Annotated in this window: 1 protein-coding gene (running past one end of the window); it reads right to left on the minus strand. The window is 66.2% G+C overall.

The window, feature by feature from the left end; genetic code table 11:
- On the minus strand, positions 1-22,471 hold the 3' portion of the coding sequence (locus AB0L58_RS12155; RefSeq protein WP_364385318.1) for a sigma factor-like helix-turn-helix DNA-binding protein. The gene runs 85,154 nt beyond the window's last position; 22,471 of the gene's 107,625 nt are visible here — the last part of the coding sequence; the start codon falls outside the window, past its right edge; the stop codon is at positions 1-3.

The raw sequence follows: 22,471 nt of genomic DNA on the forward strand, positions 1-22,471 counted from the left end.
TTAGTCCCCCGCCGCGGGGTCATCTGATCCGGTGGCCTTCTCCGGCCGCCGGTATCCGAGACGTTCGGCGACCGTGCGCACCCGTTGCTCGGTGTCCGGCGCCACGGTCGCGTCTCCGGCGAACACCCGGCTGACCACACGTGGGCTCACTCCCGCCGCTCGGGCGATGTCCCGCTGGGTGATCGGCGGACGAGATTCGAAGTGGGCCGCGACCACGTCGTCCGCCACCGCCCCCAACCAAGCCCCGATGTCCTCGCCAGGTGGCTCGGCGCCAGCGACGATCCGCGCGAACACTTCGTCCACCATTCCGTCCGTCGCATCCGGATCGACGAACCTGGACGCCACTCGCTCCGACAGCCCCGCGGTGAACAGATCGCGCAGTCTGGCCTCCGCCGCCGCATCACCGGACCGCGCCGCGAACACCAGTCCTTCGATATAGCCGCCGTGTGGCTCGGCGGCGCGGGAGGTCTGCTCCGCCTCGGCAGCGCGGTGCAACCGCTGCGCCATCGAATCCGCTTCGGCGGCAATGTCGATACCCACCGCACCCACTGGGCGGTCGGACTCGGATCGGGTCGGGTCGGCGGCCGGGCCGATCGCTTCGAGCGTGGGATCCACCCACGCCAACGGATCCAGCACTCCCCCGGCATGGTCGAGCCGGGTCTGCCAGAGCCGGTGGCGCAGGCTGCCCGCCCGAACCGTCTCCAGCCAATCCGACGGCTCGGCGAGAACGGCTTCGTCGAACGCGGCGACAGCGCTCGGCGGCTTTCCGTCCTGCTCCAGTGACCAGTTCAGCAGAACCCGCGCGACTGTCGCGCCGGGGCCAGGCCCGGCAAGAGCGGCATACCGCTGAGCCAACTGCGCGGCAGCCGCATACGGATCGGTGATCTCTCGGTACCGGGCGCACAGCGACTCCAGCTGCTCACGTCCAACGGCCTGCCGCGCGCTGCCCGCATTCGCCTGCAGTTCCAGCAGGAACGACACGCTCATCTCCCGCACGGACCGGGCGCACAGCCGGACAGCCAGATATCCCGCCCATTCCGGCGACGCGAATAGGGTTTCCGACTGGCCGGAATCGGTGACGATGGTCACCGCGCGGGCCATGTCACCGAGATACCGACCGATCTCCAGCGCCAACCCAGCGGGTGTGGTGAGGCCCAATGCGGTCAGCAGCTCGCGGAGGCCGAGTTCGGCGGCTCGCGGTGGCCTGACGTCGTCCGGATCGATCTCGTCGAGCAGTAGCCCGGCGAACCGGTCGATCGCACGGGAGAACAACACGCGCGCAGCGCCTCGGGATATGCCCAGATCGCGAGCGATATCGGCATATCCGAAGCCCTGCCGCAGGCGCAACACCAGGATCCGTTGCTGTCTGTCCGCCAGCACGGCGAAGCGCCGTTGCACTTCGTCGGACTCATCCAGCTGACGCAATGCCGCCGCAACCACGGCCCGCGCATTGTGACCGTGGACCTGACGCAACATCGAAACCAGCTCCAGCAGCGTATTTTGATACAGCTGCTCTGCCGCCTTGATGCTGCGGCGCAGTTCCGCGGCGGACTCCTTGTTCGAGAGCCCGCGCCGGACACGTATATCCAGGCATGCCCGCCGAACATCGGACAACCGAGCAACGCAGGCTACCAATGTCGTCCGGTCGGTATGCAGTGCTTCCTGGATCGGCGTGGGCAACCGGTCGGTGTGGTCGCTACGAGCCCATGCGGACACGATCTCGGCCGCCAGGGTGGCGTCGGCACGAGCTTTGGCCTCGGCTAGGTTCTGGGTTTCGGACTCGGCGGTAAGGAATTCGGCCAGTGCTCGTACCGCGCCGCGGTACAGCTCTTCGGTCGCGGCTTCGTCGCGGTCTCCGCCGATCTCGTCGGCGATCTGGGTGAAGGTCAAGTCCCCCTGGTGTCGGAGCTCGAGGCACAGCTGCTGGTCGGAGTTGTCGAGCTGCCGAATGACGGCCTGTAGTTTTTCGAACTTATCGTTGTCACCGTCGGCAGTCGCGTGCAGCGCCTCCTCGAAAGCCGCCTCGACTTTCGCCAGCGCCTTCTTGTCCCGCTTATTCCACGCTCCGTGAGCCGGGACTGGCCGAGTCGGCGCAGGATCAGTCGGCGCAGGATCAGTCGGCGCAGGCCCAGTCCGCGCCGACCGAGTTGGGGCCGACCGAGTCGGGGCTGCTGAAACCGTGTGCCGGTCCGCCAGCTCGTCCGGGGTGTCCACCCGGAACGAAGCCAGCCGCATGTCAGCGATACTGGTCCCAGCGTGTTCGGCGGCGATCGTGACGGCCAACCTCCGAACAGCGCCCCACAACACCGGATCCACGGTCTCGACGTCCGCGGGTAGCAACGGTTCCGCAACCGCCGCGCCGGGGAGCTCCTGCTCCAGCTGACGGATCTTCCTCTGCTGGTTGGTCTTAAGCGCGTTGCGGATGCCGTCTTGTATCTCTTTTCTCGTCGCCTCGGCCAGTGCCCGGCTCGCCTGTCCAGACTCCTCGACATCGGCACCAGCGACGAAGATCTCCCAGATCCGCTGCCGGAACTGGACGAACCTGCGATGCTCCACCATCAAGTTCCGGGCCCTGAGCAGGACCCACTCCTCGACATCGCGATCGCCGATTCGGCCGAATCGTTCGACCGCACCCCGGTAGGCTCGGTCGGTGATCTCCCGCGCCACCCGGCGATCACCGAGCACGCCGAAGATCCGCTGCTCCAGCGCGACGAATTCCGGCGAAGACGCGAACTCGGCCACCGTGCGCCGGCGGTGCGTACGCTCGCCCTCGGCCGCCTCGAGCCGCGAACGCGGATCGCCGTGCCCACTCGGTGCGTCAGCGGGCAACTCTTCCCCTGCGTCGGCGAGTAACTCATGGGCGGACGATTCGGCTTCGGTGCCGGGTCCGGCTTCCGCCCACGCCGGCGACGTGTCCCGCGTGGATTCCGAGTCACCGCGTCCACCGAAAGCGCCGCTTTCCCCGCCATTCGCGGCATACGCCACCGCACCGTCGGGCACGCCGCCGAACGGATTCGCCACCACCGCAGGCGGACCGAACCCGAGCCCATCCAATCCACGGGCTCGATGCGGAGGCAGACCCAGCACCGCAGCCGGATCGAACACCACCGGCGGTAGGGCACCGGGACCGAACGCCTGTGCCCGTGGCGAGAGACCGGGACCGAAAGCGGTGACCTTCCCCGGATCTCTCGGGTCGACCGGTGGCGCGGGCCGACCACCGCTCCCAGGACCGCCGGTTCGCGGTCCGCCCGGTCGTCGAGTGGCCGGGGCGCCGCCGCCGTCGCCATCATCATCGTCGCGGTTTTCGCTGTCGATGGCAGTCGTCTGAGGGCCATCGGAAACGCCTGTGGCCGAATCGGTTTCGCCGCCCACGGCAGCTGGGCGCATTGGCGACGATGCGCTTACACCCGCAGGGGCGCTCCCCGCAGTGTCGTCGTCACTATCACGGTTTGTCCGATCGTCGGAGTCGGGTTCCGCCTCGGTACCGGCTGGTTGCCCGATAGTGCCGACCGGCCGGTCGGACACCACCACGGTGCCGAAGGCATGCCGGATCTGCACATACCCTTCGTCGGCCAGCCGGGCGTAGGCCCGGTATACGGTGTCCACCGACACGCCGAGGCGTTCCGCAAGATCCGTGACCGGGGGCAAGCGTTCGCCGACCGGGCGGATACCGGTAGTTATGGCGACGCGCAGTGCGTTCACCAAGGTTGCGAGGCGGGGGCGAAGGGGTTTCGCGCCCACCGGTTCACCCGCGATAACCCGCAGCACAGCATGGCGCGCACTGGATTCCATTTCATCGCTGGAGACGGGCGCGACCGAACTGTCGGGGCCGACGACGGTGGTTCCGAAGCCTTGTCGGGTGCGCAGATGTCCTTCGGCAGCCAGCCGGGCATAGGCCCGTTTCACCAGCATGACCGAGACCCCGAGTTGCTCGGCGAGACTGCGATTCGACGGCAGCCGCTGCCCCGGCAGCAGTCGACCCGAGCTGATCGCCGCCCGCAGCAACCGGGCCAGATCATGGAATGTCATTGTCTCGGAAGACAATTCCGCATCCGCTTCGGCGGTCAGGAGAAGCAGGTGCAGCTGCGCAGCCTGCCCGGGGTCCAGGGGCAGCGCCTCGACAAGATACGCGTATCGATGGCCGAACTCGACGGGCAGCATTGCTGCGGTGCGCTGCGTGGCCTCGGCCAGCAGCCGCTTGACACTGCCATCGGTGCGCCGCATCAGTCGCATTATCTCGGCGATCGACTTTCCTTCGACGTGCAGTCGAAGCGCCTGCAGCTGATCGGTAGCGAGTCGACCTCGGCCGAGCCAATCGAAGCAGCGTGCCAGGGCCGCCGCGTCCATACGCTGAGCCAGCTGTTCGGCCAGACCGGGAACGATCCTGTGAAGACGATGATGGATCGCGCCAGTCGTGACGTTTTCCGCCTCGGCAATCGCCGGCGCGCCTTGGCCGAGGAACCACCGGACAAAGGTTTCCCGGTACAAAGGAGACAACTGTTCGACAAGACGACACAATTCGTCGAGATACTCGTCGCGCGCAACCTGGAGCACAGCTACCGCGGGCACGAGCAGCCCCCCGGACGTGGCAAGAACCACACCGCCACCCGCGAGCAGCTCCGCCAACTCTACTCCACCGGTCGGCATAGCCGCATCATCGGGTCGGCTCTCGTCCAGCTCCGCCCCCAGCTCAACCGCCAGCTGACGCAGTCCCTCCCCCATCAGACCGGTGACCACATTCGCACCGACCCCCATCGCCCTGGCCGCCGCCTCGACCGACATGCCGTCCCCCATGAACAGCAACATCAGCACTCGACGCTGCCCATCGGTGAGCGCGGCGACGGCATTCCGGAAGTCCCGATCATTCGCGGCAACCAACGCCGCACGCTCCGCGCCCTGCGCCACTGCTTCCAGGGCGCGACGGAACCGGACATGCCGCACGAACTTGGCCTGATCCGACAACACACCATCAGCCAGCGACATAATCCACCGGCCCACATCCCGGCCATCGCGAAGCTCACCGGTACGGGCGTCAGCGCGCCGGAACACCTCCGCAACCAGATCGCCGGCGACCCTCGGATTGCCCACCACGGCCATCCGCCGTACCACCGCCGCCTCGAACCGCTCACGCAGCCGAGCGACGGATTCTCCTGAAACAGCGGGGCCGGCAGGCGGCTCGGCCGATGCAGTTCCGGCCTGCGCCCGATTTTCCGCGGTCGGTGCGTCCCACAGCCCGCGGGCGTAGTTCAGGTCGGAGGTGAGGTCTGCCGTCATCTCGGACGATTCCGGCCCGGCCAATGCCCGGATCAATCTGCTGATGCGGAGATAGCCGTGGTAGATCTCCTCGTTCCCACCACGGGGCTCGGTACCGAGGGACAAACCCAGTGTCGCCCAGGCGAAGTCGGGGTCGGCCCACATCACCCGGCGCCATCCGATGAACCCGGACACTTGGCCGTTCATGAACAGGATGTTGTCGATGGTGAGCGCGGCGGGAATCAGCTGGGACCGATTGGGCTGCAAGGTAGCGGCCATCGCGAGGATCGGCGCGAACGGCTGGTCCGGAATATTGTGGGCAGCAAGCTTTTCCGGATACTCCGCCAGCAAGCGCATGTCCTCGTCGACGAGTTTCCGCAGCAGTTCCGCGGGATCCTCCGCGACCAGGTGCACGTCGCCGACCTCCGCTCGGGGCACTTGTCGCAGCTGCTGCAGCAATGCCTCCACCGGAGCGATGACTTCATTCCGGACGTGCACATGATCGGCTGCGGACAGCGGATGTCCGGGCAGGCGCTCTTCGATGATCAGCGGCCCCGGCCCCTCCTCCCGCACCGCCGGATCCAGGACGAACAGCGGGCGCGGCACCCTTTGCACCCCGTGACGATGCAGCATCGCAAGCAGTTCGTGCTCGTGCCCCGCACCATCGCCGCGGGGCGGGCCCGGCAGGCCCGCACGGTCCCCGACCACGCAGAAACCGTCGCCGACAACGACACACCAGCGGTGGGTGCCCTCGATCCGGATTACACTGGCACGCGGGATCAGGTCGATCAGCGACTCTGCCTCGGCCCGGTCCATCTCGAGCCTCGCGGATTGGTGGTCTCCCAGCGTCCGGTACGCCCGCGCCATCTGCCGGGGAGCCGGCAGCGCACCGGGAGCCACAATCCGGCCGACGGGTGACACGAACGGATCCAAGGTCTTATCCGCACTCACCGTCCCGAAATAGCGCGTATGCATCGCGAACGTGAAAGACCTTGCCCACCCTTCGGGGTTCTCCCTCAAACGAGTGTCCTCGAAGTCCCCCGTCCACTCACGCACACCGGCGGGCAGCTCGATGCCGAGTGCATCGGGGTTGCGGTGCAGGACAGTGAACCGCGTGACTCGATTCCACCACGGTTCCCTGGTGCCGACCACCGTGAGCACCACCTTGCCGGTGGACTTGCGCAACGCCTTTCCGACCGCGAAGGCGACGGCCGTACTCGCCGCGTGGCGTTTCACCGGTGGCCAGCCCGCCATCGCCTTATCGGCGACGCCTCGGATCGCCGCCGTAATTTCTCGGATCGTCGCCTCGTCGAAGACCTGGCCGTCCTCGCGGACGGGCACGGTGGTCACCGTGGGATCGGACGCCATATCGACGATCAGACCGTGGTCGTGTCCCTTCGCCCTTTTGACCAGATCGACGCAGCCGCGGGTGGACTTGCCCGCCATCTCCCGGACAGCGGCATAGCTGGCCATGTACGTGGTGTCGCGACTGGGATCCAGCTGCCGCCCCAGCACAGCGGGAACCGTGTCGTGTGCGAGCCGCTGCGCATGCAGGATGGCCACTGCGATCTTGACGTTGGGGGTCATATCGGCGCTGGACAGATAACCGGCCACGCCCCGGTGATGGAGGATCGCCTTGTCCCAGGATCGTGGGCCGAGCAGGGCCAGATCCCAATCCACCATCCCGAATGGGTCGAGCTGTGTGTTGTCCGGAATATCGTCCCCGTGCAGCAGAGTGAAGTCTTCCGGTTCCGCCTCGTCGACCATTGCCTCGACGAGATCGAACATATTCCTCGGAATCTCCGCCTGATCGATGATTGCCGCCGCGTCCTCATTCTGCAGCAGGGTCTCGAACAGCCGCCGCTGCTTATCGATGATCCAGCGGAAAAACCCTGCGGTGTCCCGGTTTTCCGGCATCTCCTCCAACAGCAGGGCGCGCAGTTCCGGTTCGGGGATCCGATCCAGCTGCCGCCACAGCGTGCGGTAGCCACCCATGACCTGTTCGCGCTCGGCGTGATATTCGCTGGCGGATGCTTGATGGCCGGGCAGCATGCTCGTGATCACGATCGGGGTGGACTCGGTCGCCACCCACCGGTCGAAGCACATTTCGGTCAGCACCGCATAGGGCAGCGGCACATTTTCCACCCCGTATTTCGCAAACAACCGCAGCAGCTCGTGCTCCCGGAACACTCGCGGATCCACGCCTTCGGACGGCTTGCGCATTCGCACGAACAAGCCCTGCCGTGGCAGTGCGTAGTTGAAATTGTTGTGTCCCTGCAGCAATCGACCGGTCCGCAAGGCCGCGGAGACCGTAGCTTCGGCTGCCGCCCCGGGCATGGACGGGCGCGGGTCGTCCACGGCGCCCTGCGGCCGGAACAAGTCGGCGTGCACCTGTCCGGAGGGATCCGCGGGCGCCATTCCGACGGCGAAATCGTCGGCAGGTCCTCGCCATCGCACACCACCATCCGCATCCGCATCCGGATCCGGAACACCCTCGGAGACCGGACGGCCATCCTGATCGAGGAACAACGCCAACATGCCGGACCGACCCGGCACATCCTCCGGCACAACGAAATCCGAAATGAACTCCCCCTTACCCGGATCCCGCAACTCGAACCACACACGATCACCGTCGACATGACGAATCAACCACCGAGCATGACCCAAATCCCCCCGCCGACCCGACAAAGCAGGCTCGAACACCACCATCGCAATCCCGTCACCCTCCCCCCGCGCATCCAGCACCCGCCCGTGCGCATCCAAACGAGCCACCGCATCAGCCAACCCCGCGACATGCTGTGCCCGACCACCCAGCGCATCCTCCATCACACTGACCAGCACCCCGCCCAGGCCGGCCCTGCCCAGCAACCGAATGTCGTTGCGACCGAACCACCGAGCCACATCCTCGACGACCTTCGGACCGCACTGATAGTCCTCGAGTCCATCCGTCGTCGCAGCAGCGGGATCGGTCCACTCGGCCGTCACCTCCAGTTCCGGTGCCGCAGGCACACCCCGAGCCTGCAGCGGGACCTGGGGAGGCTCAGGCGCCGGAACCGCGCCACTCGATTCACCCACTGCCAGTAGGTGTTCGACGCTTGTCCGCAAGGCCGAGTCGATGGCTTCGATATGCTCGGGCCGGGCGGCTGTGTCGGCGGGAGCCTCGGCGTAACCGCCCTGCACGGCCCACTCCATAATCGCGTTGATATCCGAGGTGCCGAGGTTCCGGCGAAGTTTGTTCCGCGCCTGCTGGAACGCCCTGGTGGAAACGCCTAGTTCCCGCGCTGCGTCCGCGTCGGAGAGCCTGCGCGGAAGCAACCGCAAAACCTGCTTCTCGCGGCGGGTCAGCGATGCGAAATCACCTGTCGGGCCGACCGGTTCGATAATGCCCTCCGCGGCCGCGTGCACGGATTCGGCGACCCGGGTCAGTGTGCTTCGATCAGTGCCCAGCTTGGCGGCGAGGGCATCGAGATAGGCGCGCACCCTCGGTGCGGTTACGCCGAGATTCGGGGCAATCGCGTTGAGGGACAACCCCGCCGCGACCTGGCGGAGCGCGGTCAGCTCGCGTGTGGTCGGCGCGGCCTCGGCGTGGCTTTCCGGCGCCGCTGTGGCCGGGCGGGCAACTGCGCGCTGCATTGTGCGTACCGCAGCGTCCAGAGTCTGCTGGACCTTGCCCGTTGGGGCGTCACCGCTAGCCGAGGGCGACTCGGATTTTCCGGTGGCATATGCAGTGCGGGCCTCGGCGACATCAACCAAGTGAATGGTTTTCGCGATCAGCTGTCCGGTGGTGCCGCTGCCGGTCAGCTTCTTCAGACGGGCCATCGTCGTCCGTACAGCTTTGAACGGGAGCTGCAGTTCCGTCGCGATTGCCTGGTCGGACCTGCCTTCGGCCTTGAGGAGGATAATCCGGCGGTCCTGAGCATCGTCGACAGAGTGCTCATTCGCCGGGGGCGGGGGAGCGAGGATCTCCCCGCGAATGGCCGCAGCGGCCAGCGCTGCCTGATTGTCGACGACGCCGAACGCCTCCGCCAGCGCGGTGTACCGAATATTCACCCACCCTAGTGACCGGTCGAATTCTGCCGCTATCTCTTTTCGGCCGTGACCACAGGCGATCATGGTGAGGATGCGCATCAATTCGGCATGCTGTCGCCCATCGGATTCGACAGGGGTGGAAATCCACTGGTGGATCGTCTTCGCCACCAGTTCGGTTGTGGTCTCCGAATGGGTGACTTTCCTCAGCTCGGCAAGTACCTGATGCACGGCGCTGGGTGACAGGTGTACATCGTCTGCACACTGCTCAGCCGTTTTGCCTTGCGCTTTCGCAGCGAGGATGGCTCTTTCCTGTTGTGTCAGGACGATCGGGAACTGCGCGGGTGCGTCGATGAGCCCGCGCCGGATTCCGGTCGCCACCAAAGCAGTGTTGTGGTTGACAGTCCACCGTTCATCGGTGCTGTGGACAGCGACATCCAGCTCTGTGGCGAGGGCGGCAGCGCGGCTGATCAGCCACGCGGGTGAATGGTTCAAAGCTGTTGCGGCACTCGCGATGGTATGACCGGCTGCGAGAAGTTGGAGCACAATTCTATGGAGTTTTTGTTCCCAAGGTTCCTGAATTATCCCCTCGGAGACCGCGAAATCGAACACCTCCGTCCAGTTGTCTGCGGAAAGTTTGTGCAGGACATCCTTTCCGATCCCATACGCCGTCGCTCTGGAAATACCCAGTTGTTCGCCCGCTTCGGCGTAGCTCATGCCTTGTGATCGCGCTTCGATAATTTGCTTTTCTCGATCGGACAATCGCGGCCGGACCATTTGACTGGTCGATGCTTCGACAATACCCAGTTCGATTACGTGCCGAAGTATGACGTCTCGGAGCTTGAGGCCCAAGCGGTTACCGATTTGCTGTGTGTATTTTTGAATAGTGTTGGCAGACAATCCCATTGCCGCAGCACACTGCGCGGTTGTCTTGCCCTCACCCAACAGTCTGAGCAGTTCGGCGTGGCGTGGTGGAAAATGTACCGGGCGGAGTTGTTTTTCCGCTGCATGTGTCGTTCTCTGTGCGCCTTCGGATTCCGCTCGATCCCCGGCGACTCGGGCGAGCGCGCGACCGTAGTCGATATTCAATCTCTTGGCGATCTCGACGTACAGTCGATACAGAGATTGTCGAGTTACGCCCAACTCATCTGCAATTCGAGCGTCTGTCGATGTGCTCAGCCGTCTGAATACCTCCATGTATTCTCGGCCGGGATCCGACTCGGCGTCGTCCTCGCCGACTTCGATATTGCCGACCCCATCGGCGGGCAAGCTGTGATCGTGATCGGGTATCGCGGGGGCGTCTGTTTCCGGCTCGGAGACTCCATCCTGTCCGATATCCACCCGCAGCTGGTGGGCGAGTATGCGGGCAGCTACCACAACTTTCATGCCGTCGGGTCGGCCGACTCCGATTCCAGCAGGCCCGATACGCGGGTGCCGCGGCGTCGGCCAGAGAGCGTCGAGCAATTCGCGTTGGGGGTCGCTGAGGAGCGGCGATTCCATGGCATGTTGTAGCTGTGCGAGAGTCGCCCTCTCGAGAACCTCCACGAGTTGGCCCGGAGTTTCCATCACCGGGCGGGCCACGGTATCCGAATCACCGACCGCAGCGACCGCCAGGACGAGTCGTCGCCGGAATTCGACGAACATGTCGAATCGCGGAATGCATCCCCTGGCCTTGGCAACGATCCAGCGCTCGATATCGAGGTCGTCAGGCAGCTGCCGGAGGGTATACACCGCGCGGGCGAACGCTTCCTCGGCGACTTCGCGTGCCAGCGGTGAATCGTCGTAGCGGCGCGAAATCCATCGATACACCTTGTCGCCGAACCGCTGTTTCAGCACAGCGATGGCCTGCTCCCAGTTTCCCTGTGCGACAAACTCTTTGACGACCAGGGTCAATTGTTCCGGGGTCAACTCCGACGTCGGTGTGCCGGCTGGCGGGTTCGATGACGGTTTACCTCTGTTATCGCTCGTGGCCGGGGCTGCGTTCGCACCGGCGTTCCACTCCAGACCGTCTTCTCGGTGGTGGAACTCTTTGCCGACCCCGTCACGTTCGGCATCGGAATCTCCAGGGGAGACCGCCGACGGGCGCGCATCATCAGGATTCCGCCCGAAGTCCCTATCCGACGGCAACAGCGGCAACTTCTCCTCAACCCACCCCCCGACAACCTGACCGTCCTCGTCGACGATCGCCGCCCACACCCCGATCGGTTCCGGACGGCCTTCGATCCGCTGCTCCTCGACCCACTCCTCGAAGTCTGTCTCCACCCCACCCGCGCCGACCACGACAACCCGACCACCACCCTTGTGCACCAAAAACACCGCGTGCCCCATACCGGTGTCGTCGTACACCTCGAACAGCACGGCCGCGGCCTTCTCACCACGACCGGCCAGCTCACCAACAACTGCGGCCCGACCAGCAAACCCAGCCGGCCTATACCCCAACGCGGCAGCGATCCGACCACCGGAGACACCCTCCAGCCCCACCGAACCCAACTCGGACCAATTCACCAACCCCGGACCGTGCAACTCATCCAACGCCTCGAACGCCACCGGCACGCAGTCATTCACATGACCGACATCACCGTGCGGCACCGAACGGATCGGTGCAATGCCGTTCGTATCCACCGAACGGGACCGGCTACCCCCGCTCGCCGGCGCGGGAGCTGCCTCGGCGGCATGGTCCGGGCGGCTCGGGAGCGCCCCGGCACCATATCGGGCGCGGACCCGGTCGGCGACGCCGCGGTACAACGCGGGGACGAACTCCGGTGTATTCGGGTCGGCGTCGACCAGATCGATGCCGATGATCTGCAACGCCCGCAGCACTTCGTACAACGAATGATGTTGCGATGCCACGAAAGCGATGACCGCGAACAGGAAGTCCTCCCATTCGACATCCTGCTTCGCCCAGTCCTGCGGAGTCATGAACCATTCGGTCGGGGCCATGAAACGTGCGGTGCTGCCCGCGACTCCCGCGGTGATCGGGATACCCCGGACCACCGCCATCTCCTGAAACCAGGCGCTGCGGTTGTCGAATTCGACGAGCGCTGTCCCCGGCCGCCACGGCAATGCGACATCGAAGAGCCGGAAGTCCGTATTCGCCACGGCTGCTGGAGCGATCGGTCCTTGGTCATGGAAGACGATCACGCGGTCCACGACGGCCTTGCCGGACTTGTATACCCGGCGGCCCTGGGAGTCGTAGGTGTAGAGCACTTCGACGTGACCGTGCTGATCGCCCGGGATACGCAGCAACTGCCGCTCCAAGCGGCCGACATCTACTCGGCCGCGCGGGTCCCGCGGTAGCACGAAGTCCGGCCCCAGTACCTTCTTTCGCAACAGCCGCAGCTGCTCCGGCGGAATCGCCGCCAACTCCCGAGGCGATAAGGGCATGCCGAGGTGCAACAGGTTTCCGACGGTGAATGCCCGGCGGCGCTGCGCCTCTGTTTTCCGGTCGCGGTTGGCCGTATTCCTGCCCTGGTATTCCTCGACCGCGGCCTGCGCCGCCGGAGTGTCGCGCACAAAATACGAAACCTCGCGCAAGTCCCGCTCAACGATCTCGGAGTCCGGTTTCGCGTCCCGGATATTCCGCAGAACCGGGCGCAGCGCATCGATGTCCAACCCCGCGGCGCCCGCTGCCAGCTCCCAATCATCCGCGTTGAAAACCGCGGCGAGTCCCTCGTTCAACGTGGTGCCCGCCGCACTCTGCACCTCGGCGTTGCGAACCAGCGCGTTGAGGATCGCGGACATCAGCTCCCGCAAATTCCCGTGCCGACGCAGTTCTTCCAGCGATACCCACCGCGGCACCGCACCGCCCCATTTATCCGGATCGCGCACCGTCTCCGGCGCCCCCGGAACGTTGTAGGCGTAGAAGGCGGAGTCGATCTGTTCCGACGTCGCCCACGGGTGCAGCTGGGCCAGCACCGCACGCAACCGATCCAGCACAGCGACCGCGGCCCGACGCACCTCGGGCCGGTGATACAGCGCCCGCACCAGGGCAACCTCGTTCTCGGTCCGCAGCTGGCGCCAGTTGGTGACACCGTCGCCCGAGCCCTGCGGTGCGCGCACACCCGATGCGCCGGTCGCTTCCGAAGTCTCCGGCTCCGTGGCCGGAATCTGTTGCTCTTCCGGCCGCTCATCGGTCGACGGCATGCCGTCTTCTGGCCGAGCACCGAGGCGCACGCCCTCCAGCGCCCGCGGCACGAAAGACGGCACCTGCCCCGGCTCCAACGGATGTTCGGCTACCCCAGCCTCGTTCACGAAGATCGCGAACACCTGATCGATCACCGAGCGACGCCGCACCCAGTCATAGAACGAGATCTCGCGGCCGTCTTCCTCGACCACGACGTCGCCGTATTCGTTCCGTTTCACCGCCACCGCATGTCCGAAACCGGTGACCTCGGTCAACCCCTGGAAGGTCACCCCCATGAGCACGGCCCCACCGTGCTCGGCGACGTGCTCGTGTACCGCGTGCACCGTCAAGGGTTCCTCATGCCAACCCGCGCGCATCTTCATCGCGCCGTCTCGCGGATCCGTCCCGGCGAGCCCGGCATCGAACCCGGCCAGCTCGGCAGGCGGCTCCACACCCACTGCTCGCCAGACCGCCACCCCGGCATCGATGAAACAATTCTTCGGCGCGGCCCCGTCCAGATGGACGACCATCTCAGCATCCGGCCGGTCGCGCCAGCCGTCGTCGTCGTTACGCGGCCCGACGCGAGAATCCTCTTGAACGGCCCGAGCGACTTCCAGCAGCGCGGTCTCCAGTTCGCCGCCGCGACGGTGCGTCTCGTCGGCCGGGCGCAGTTCCTCGACGCGGGCGTCGAGTTCGCGGACATACCCTTCGAGCCGCTCGAAGTGTCGGGCCCAGTGTTCGCGGTTCTCGGCGGCCTGCGCCATCGTGTCCAAAATCCGGGTTATTCGATCACCCTCATGGCTCTCGCGGCGACCGCGTAACCGTCCGAGCACGCCGGACCGTCCTCGGGCACTCAACCGACGTATCTGGTCGAGCGCGTCGGGGCCGGTGCCCAACCGTCCCTCGTCCTGGGGCCGCTCCGCGAGGTAGGCATGGCGACGCTCGAGGAGGGTGAGCTCCTCCCGCTGGTACGCCGAATACACCTGGTGCAAGGTGTATTCCAGATTTTCCAGTACCCGGACCCGGGCAAGGCCGCGCTGATGGTCACGGCCCTCGGCGATTTTCGCGTCGATTTCACGCAACCGCGTCCATACGTCCAGCGCGGTGTGATCGCCTCGTTCCCGCAGCGTGGCACCGAGGGCAGCCATCCGGTCCGGCGTCAACGCCGCCGCGTCATCGGATATCAGTGCGGCCAATTCCGCGACAGTCTTCCCGCGCCTGCGATGCAGCCGCGCCAACCTGTTGTAGCTCAGACGTTTCGGGTCGATCGCGGACACGTCGGAGTCCGCTGCCACCGCGTCGGCGAGATCACCGTACCCGTTGTCCCGCAGCACAAACCGCGCGAAGTGGCTGATTACCTCGACTACCTGAACGCGTTCTTCGGCAGCCCACCAGAACCGATCACCGCTCAGGTGGTCTATTTTTGTCACCATGTCCCCGGGCATCCACCGCGCGTCCTTGACCACGCGATACTCGGTTACCCCATAGCGCTCCATGAGTGCGGCCAGGCTGTGTCGGCCGGTGATATCGAGCAGGTCGTTGCTGTCCGGGATATGTACGGCGCTGTGCACCGGCGCCCATGTCCCGTCACGCTGCGGCCTGCCGATGACCACGATGTCCCAGCCGGTCATGTTGTGCAAGGCGGAGGAGAACCGGTGGCAGAGCGCCTGTCCGAACACCACTTCGACGTTTCGGTCGATGTCATTCGCGGTGAAGCGGTACGTCGCACCACGGAAATCGGATATGGACAACCGGAACTCGGTATTTCCGTCGAAATCGAGCGTCAACGGGGCACGGCGCCAGTTCTCCTCGGCACTGTCGGACGGAGCCAGCGACTCACGCAGCCGACGTAGCTCGGTGCCCAATCGGTGCGGCGACGGCGGCCCCGCGCGGGACTCGGCACGATCGTCCGGCATGCCACCGATCGGCACTGCCGGGGCGGAGTCGCCGAGCACCTCGCTGCGGTCGCGTCCTTCGTCGAACCGCACCTCGGGGCGACCATCGATGCCGATGACGATGCCGTGCACCGCAGTGATATTCCAGCCGGCCCGCTCGTAAAGCCAAGTGCGGTAACCCCGCTCACTGGACCAGGTCTTTTTCCTTCCGTTGATCTTCTCGGTGATCACCACCCCGCCGTCGGCGGTGCGCTCGATCGCGAAGGCGTGCGCACCCGCATCCCCGAATACCATCGCGCCTGCGATAAACCCGACTTCCCCGTCGCGCACCATCCGCAGCGCCGTACGCAGACCATCGACACCGGAGCCGAAACCGCCCTCATGCCAGTCGGCGCCCAGTGCCCGCGCCAGCTCGTCTTCCCGGACACCGTTGGCTTTGACCCCCGGACTGTCCACGAGCGCAGGCGCATTCGGCACAATGCCGGCCACTCTCTGCATGAAATCCCTACCGGCGGTGGCCACCGCCGGGGCGCAGTTCATCAGGCCGCGCAGCTTCTTCGGAAGTCCCTTGACTGCCGGGCGCTGATAGGGGATCACGCTCTCGGTGGCAGCGGCGCCCGTTCGGCGTTGAATCGCTCGCTGCGGCTTCCGGTCGGCGGGGTCGGTGTCCAGCAGCTCGGCCACCAGGCCGACCCCACGCTGCCGCAGTTTCGCGACCGTCCTGACCTCGCCACCCAGCTCGCCGGCAATCTCGGCATCCGACCAGCCCAGCAGGAAAAGCTTGATCGCGTCCGCCGTGTCCGGGGACAAGAGCGCCAGGCAGTGCAGGAAATCATCGGGATCGTCGGCCAAAGCTTCGATGACTCGCGGGCCCGCCGCGCCACGGGGTCTCCACACCCAGACACCAGCAAGGTTTTCGGCGAATTGTGCCCCGACATTCGCCTGGAGATCTTCGACCCGGTCTGTGGTGATCCCCAGGTCCGCGGCGGTCTCGGCAACCGAGCGCCCCTCGAAAATGCGCCGTTCGATGACCTTGCTGCGCATGTCGAAATTCAGCACCCGCATGCCATCTCGCAGCCGGCGCGGGTCGATCCGGCCCAGCGACTCGACCATCCGCCACGCCTCGTCGGCGCTGACCCAGCCGAGCTTCGGCTCGGCGCCGAACAGCTCGACCGCTCGACGGGTGGCGTGCTCGCGCAATGCGTCCAGGATCCCGGCAGTCTCGCCGAGCCCTGATCCGGCACTGGGCGCAGCCGGATCCGGCTGGAGCTGTCCGGGTGATGTAACAGGCGTCGGTGCGACACCCGTCGTTGCGCCCGCGAGGTTCGCGAGTGGGTAGCTGCCGGTCGGTTCCTGCCCAGGAGTCAACGGACGCAACGGCTTGCGATGCGCATCGAACACGATGCCGTGCAGCCCGCCCTTCGGCTGCCGCCATTCAACGAACAGCACATCGATGACCTGGTGGCCCTTGCGTTCGTGCACCCACACCCGGCCATCGTCACGCCGGTACAGCATGAACGCGTGCGCGCCGAACGGTTCGTGCGCGACGGCACCCATGACGAACTTGCCCTCGGCAGCCAACGCACGCATCTGCTCCAGGGATTCGAAGGGCTCTTCTGCCCAATCGGCCCCCAACAGCTTCGCGAATTCGACCGGGTTCAGACCTGCCAGCCGGATCTGTTCGTCGAACAGCGACGGGATTTCCCCGGCCAACTCGAAACCGAGCAGCCGCGCGAAGTGCAGGATCTCGAGCGCACAGATCTTCGGGATGTCGTCGGACCGATGTGACAGCTGCGCTCGGCTCGGCTCGACCGCACCATCGCCTACGCCCGGAACCGCCCGCGTCGGCCTGCCGCGCTCAGCGTGTCGATCCGGACCGGGCGTTGGGCGAGCACCCATATCGGGTTCCGGCTCGGCCAACAGCTCCGTCAGCTGAGCAAAAGCCTGATCCAACCGCTGGTTGTACCGGAGTTCGACATCGGGGGTCTCCATCACCAGCCGCTCGAACGCCACCGCCTCGAGCTGGTCCGCGGCGGCACGCAACCGAGCGAACCGATCCTCCCAAGCGACGTATTGTTCAGCGGCCGTGCGCAACCGATCCAGCTGTGCCACCCGCGACCGCCAATTTTCACCTTCGCCGACGACCTCACCGATGCGCGCGACCAACCGCGCCGGGTCGATCGGATCGGTGACGGTGCCCAGATACTCCACTTCGGCGGGGAAATCCGCGATGCACTCGGTACGGATCGTGAAATAACGCCGCTTGGCCGCCAATCGCTGCCGATGGCTGCTGCGCAGATTGTGTTCCAGCGCATCGAGCTGCGCGGCCCGCTGCGCCGCGATCGGATCCGCACGCAGTTGCGCCCGCAACCCCACCAGCATTTCGCCGAGCCGCGGCCGGGGTGCCGCCGACCCGGCCTTCGCGGTCCGCGTGAGATCGGCGAGCAGATTGTCGAACAGGTCGTTCATCTGGTGGCGTGTAACGAGTTTCGCTTCCTCCGTGGGAGCCAGGCCGACCGCGAGATCCGCCCCGAACAGCCGGCCGGCGAGCTGATCGAGGGTGGCAGCCGCCGAAGCGAAGTGCACGAAGGCATCCCGGGTGTCGATCCGCTCATGCATACGCGTCGCGGCGTCGCGCAGCACCAGTTCCACGCCGACGAGTTGCGTGAGGCGGGCGTCGGCTCGCTGGATGGTGGCGAAGGCCAGCGTCGCCTCGAACAAGTTCAGGAAGACGACATCATCATGGATGTCATCGGTCGGCCGGGAACGGATCGACTGGTCCAAATCCTGCCACACTCGCCGAGCGATCATCGGGTCGGCGAATACGTCTACCGACATTCCGTGACGCGCGGCAACCGCCGGCATCAGCTCGCGGAATCGCTGTTCCCAGTCCGCACGCACCAGCGAGCCCGGCGCCAAAAGCTCATCCAGGCTGGTGTTCGCGTCGTCGGCCAGTTCGCGCAAGACAGCCTTCGCTTGGGCACGGCGCTCGACTTGCTGGAAAGCCAGCGTCACCAACGACTTTCCGAGATCAGGCTCTTGCTCCCGCGGGTCGTCCGCCTCATGTGTGTTGATCACGACCTGCGGCCGCTGCTCGGACCGATACCGCGGCTCCAGCAACTCGGTGACGCGTTCGACAAACGCCGCAAGATCCGGCCCCCGCCACACCAGTGTCGCCACCGCCGCGTCGTCGTCGGGCGACCGCAGCTCGGCAACCGACGCGTTGTGCCGGTCGAGGCCGCGTATCAGACTCTCCCGCAGCGAGATCGGGTTCGTGCGCCCCACGGTCGCATGGACCTCTATCCGCCGCGCGGTGCCGAGGTCACCGAGCACAACCTCCGCGCTGCCGCCCCACCCCAGCGAGAGCGCACGCGGCTCCGGGAAATTCCCCACCTCGCTGGAAAGCCAGCGCAGCAGCACCCGCAGCTGCCACAACTCCTGGCGCCGTTGCTCCCGCAGCTCGCCCGGCTGCGCCGGCACCGCACGCTCTAGTTGCACCAACTGTGCCTCGAACGGATACAGCGACGGATCCTCGAGCTGCGGATCACCGTCGAACTGGGTTCGCATCTCGGGCGTTTCGCACGCCTCGAGCACGATGTCCACCCCGGCATCGTGACCAGCAAGCAGCACCTGTGCCCGGCTACCGGTGAGCGCCTCCCTGGCCGCGTTCATCGACGCCACCCGATCCACCAGGTTCCGGGCATCCACCGCCGTCCGGATTCGCTGCGTCTCGCTGTCGGGCCTTGCCGAGGCAAGCCGGTCGCTCATGTCGTTGTCGAGCAGCATCACCAATACCACCCGCTTGGACGGCTCCCGTTGCTTCTGCCGCTCGAGGCGGTAGGCGGCGGCGGACATCTGGTCTTCGAAGCCGAGGATGCCCGGCACCGGCCCGGGCAGATACCAGATCACCGCGTCCGCCGTTGCCACGATGTCGGCGGCATCGCTGTCTGCCTCGGTATCCCCGATGGCCACCAACAGTTGCGTCCGTCCCCCGTCCGGCACCACGACGCCGTCGGGACCGTGGTCCGGAAGGTACCGGGCCGACAACAACTGGGTCCGCAGCCCGAGTTCCGCGATCTGGTGGCCCACCATCTCTAGCGTCTCGGCGGCCCTTTCCAACTGGTGCAGCCGCGACTGCCGCGACTCGTCGAACCTGCTGTTCCTGCGCTGCTGCTCGATCTGTTCCTGCAAGTCCGCTCGCGCCCAAGTGTCCACGGCCGCCGCGGGCAGCGCACACATCACCTCACCCAGTTCCGGAAACCAAGAGAGCAACTCAGCCGGTGCTACACCCAACTCGCCTGCCCAGCTGAGAATTTCGGCCACGATGCCGCCCCGCCGCCGGGATACCGTGACGATCTCGTCCGGCTCGCCCTGGGAGGACAATGCCGCCGCCAGCGACGACGCCCCGGCCCGATGGACAATGTCCTGCACGGGCGCAACGAGATCGGGAACGGTGGACTCGAGTTCTACCCAGGTGACCGTGCCCGCGCCGTCCGCGGTGCGTTCCACCCCGGCCCAGCTACGGCTCATCCCGATATTGGGCACCGGCTGCAACACTCGGCTGTTGTTGTGCAGCTCGATCCGCAATCTGCCGGCGACCGCGCGCAGCACCAGCGTGAGGTCACCGTAGTGCACCGAGTCTTCTGATCTGGTCTGGTAAATCACGCCGTGGGCCAGCTCACGCACCCGGTCACCGATCTGGCCGACCGACCATCCGACCCAACCCACCAGCTGTTCTTCCAGCCAAGGCTGAACGCTGGACAGATCGGGCTCAGCTACCGACTGCCCCGGGTTCCAGTCCAACTCGGCGCCGAGTTCACCACCAAAGGTCACCATCGGGTTCAGTTCCCCGACAGACAATTCCACCGCCAACTCGGACGCGTTCGCGAAGCTCCGGGTTTGTCCGGCGGGCGCGGCGACGTTCTCGGTCGGGACTTGCTCATTGCCGGGCGCCCAGCGATTCCTGTCGTTCAGCATCCGCTGGGTGATCCGCTCGTGCAGCATCCCCACCACCGGCGCAATGCTCTCGGGCTGTGGACCGAAATCGACTTCCCGATATCGAAGCAGCGTCGGATAACCGCGATCCCAGTCCCACTCGCCCGTTTCGTCCGAGACGATTTCCAGGATCACCCGACCGGACGCACCCTGCGCCGAAGACAGGGTCAATTCGACCGCGAGCCCCTTCTCACCGGTTCCACCGATCCATCGCAGCGATGCGACTTCCACCCGAAAAGCATTGCCTGCCACCGTGCCCGGACCGGTGAACAGCCAATCCGCGGACCGGCCCCGGTCCGAATCATGTATCAGTAGCTCGGCAAGGACTTTTCGAGGCTGAGACAACCACAGGATGCCCTCGTTCATCCCCGCAGTGCCCATATCCTCCGGTCCGGCACGAGGTGCGCGCCGTCTCGGCATGCCCCGCAGCGGCCCCATCGGAGCGTCCCGGCCGCGCACAACCAGTCGACCAGGCCCATCGACGAATTCCCGCTCGGCCCTGCCGAACTCATCGATAGCGACGCCGAAGAACTCGACAGCCCCCGCAGCCACCTTCTCCTGTACCCACGCCATCGCTTGGGCGTAACCCCAGAACGTCCGTTCCACCCCGTTGTCGACCTCGAAGCCGACCACCGTGCCGTCCTCGAACCGCAGCCCGAACGCGTGCTCACCCGACCCGCCGAAACCCATCGCACCCAAGATGGCCCCATGACCGTCGGCCACATGCTCGACCATCTCGCTCAACGAACCGAACCGCCGCCACTCCGCCCGCAACGCCCGTGCGATCTCGATCTCCGGCACCCCAGCCGCCCTGACGACAGGGTTGTCCTCGACCACACCGGGCGCCGTGCCGGTCGTCCACTCCACGAACTCCCCGACGAACCGCACTGCCCTGGGCGCGCAATTGTTCCAGTGTGGGATCGCGCCAGGCGCATCGACGCCCGCGATGCGGATGTCTGCGGCAACGACCTCGGCCACCAGGTCGATCACCGCGCCGAGCCGCCGTCTGAGGTGCTCCGCCCATGTCGCGGTCGGCGCCAGCCTTGCCTGCAGGTCGCGCAGTCGTACCAAATCGTCGAGGCCGGGCGCCGTGGTGGAGACACCGAATTCCGCCGCCGCCGAATACGGCAACGCAGCGATGGCGTGGTCCCGACGCGCCACACCCTCCGCCCGTAGCCGCGCCGGATCCATCGGTCCCGGCGCGGGGTTGTCGACGCCGAATACGGCTGTCGCCGAGCCGCGCAACGCGGCGCGGTCCTGGCGTGCTCCCACCTGCGCGTCACGCGGTACCGGCTCAGGGGTCGGTTCATCGTGGGGCCCGGACTGCGGCGACAGCTGATACTCGGTGGTGCCATCGGTGTAGGCAGGGACGGAAGCCGGGGCCGGGTGAGAGGGGTCCGTCTCGCCGAACATCAGGGTCTGCGTACCGCGATCACTGTCCACCGTGACCTTCAGCCGCCGGTCGCCGGGAGTGCAGTCCAACTCCGCGGTCACCTGGCCGTCGCGCGAAGACAGCAAAGCGAAACTCCACGCGGCGACCTCGGCGACAGCGGTGCCCACCTGATGTGCGGGCCAGCCGCGCAACAGTTCTCGCACCGCATGCTCGACGCCGTGAACCTGTGCCTTGCCGATGGTGCCGATCGGGAGTTCGACCACCACGGTGGAATCACTGCCGGCGATTACCGAGACCGGCGGGCCGTCCGCACCGACGACCTGGAGGGTGTGGTCCTCGCCGGTCGTCGTCACCGCCGGCCGGGTGCCGTCCACCGACAGCGCCCGGTCGAGGATGGCGACGATCGCGTCCCGGGCGGTGTCGTCGATTCTCGTTGCCGCGCGCACGGTTTCGCGAATGACGTCGGCACCGGATCGAACCGGTTCGGGCTCGGGCTCCATCGAATCCGATCGCGGATGTATACCGAGTTGCTCGGTCACATGACCGACATCACCGTGCGGCACCGAACGGATCGGTGCAATGCCGGAATACGCCGACACAGGGCCACCGCTATCGGGGCCGGGGAGCAGCCCTCGATTACCCCGGCCTCCTCCCGAATCATCGTCTCCCTCATCGAAATACAACGCCAGGTTGCCGCGGTCGGTGTCGGCGGTGACATCGAGCTGCCGGGAACCCCTCGAACCCGACAGCTCCATGGTGAACACACCGTCGCCCTCGGTGAGCCGT

It is taken from the genome of Nocardia sp. NPDC052112, assembly GCF_040680135.1.
In the GTDB taxonomy this organism is placed as follows: Bacteria; Actinomycetota; Actinomycetes; order Mycobacteriales; family Mycobacteriaceae; genus Nocardia.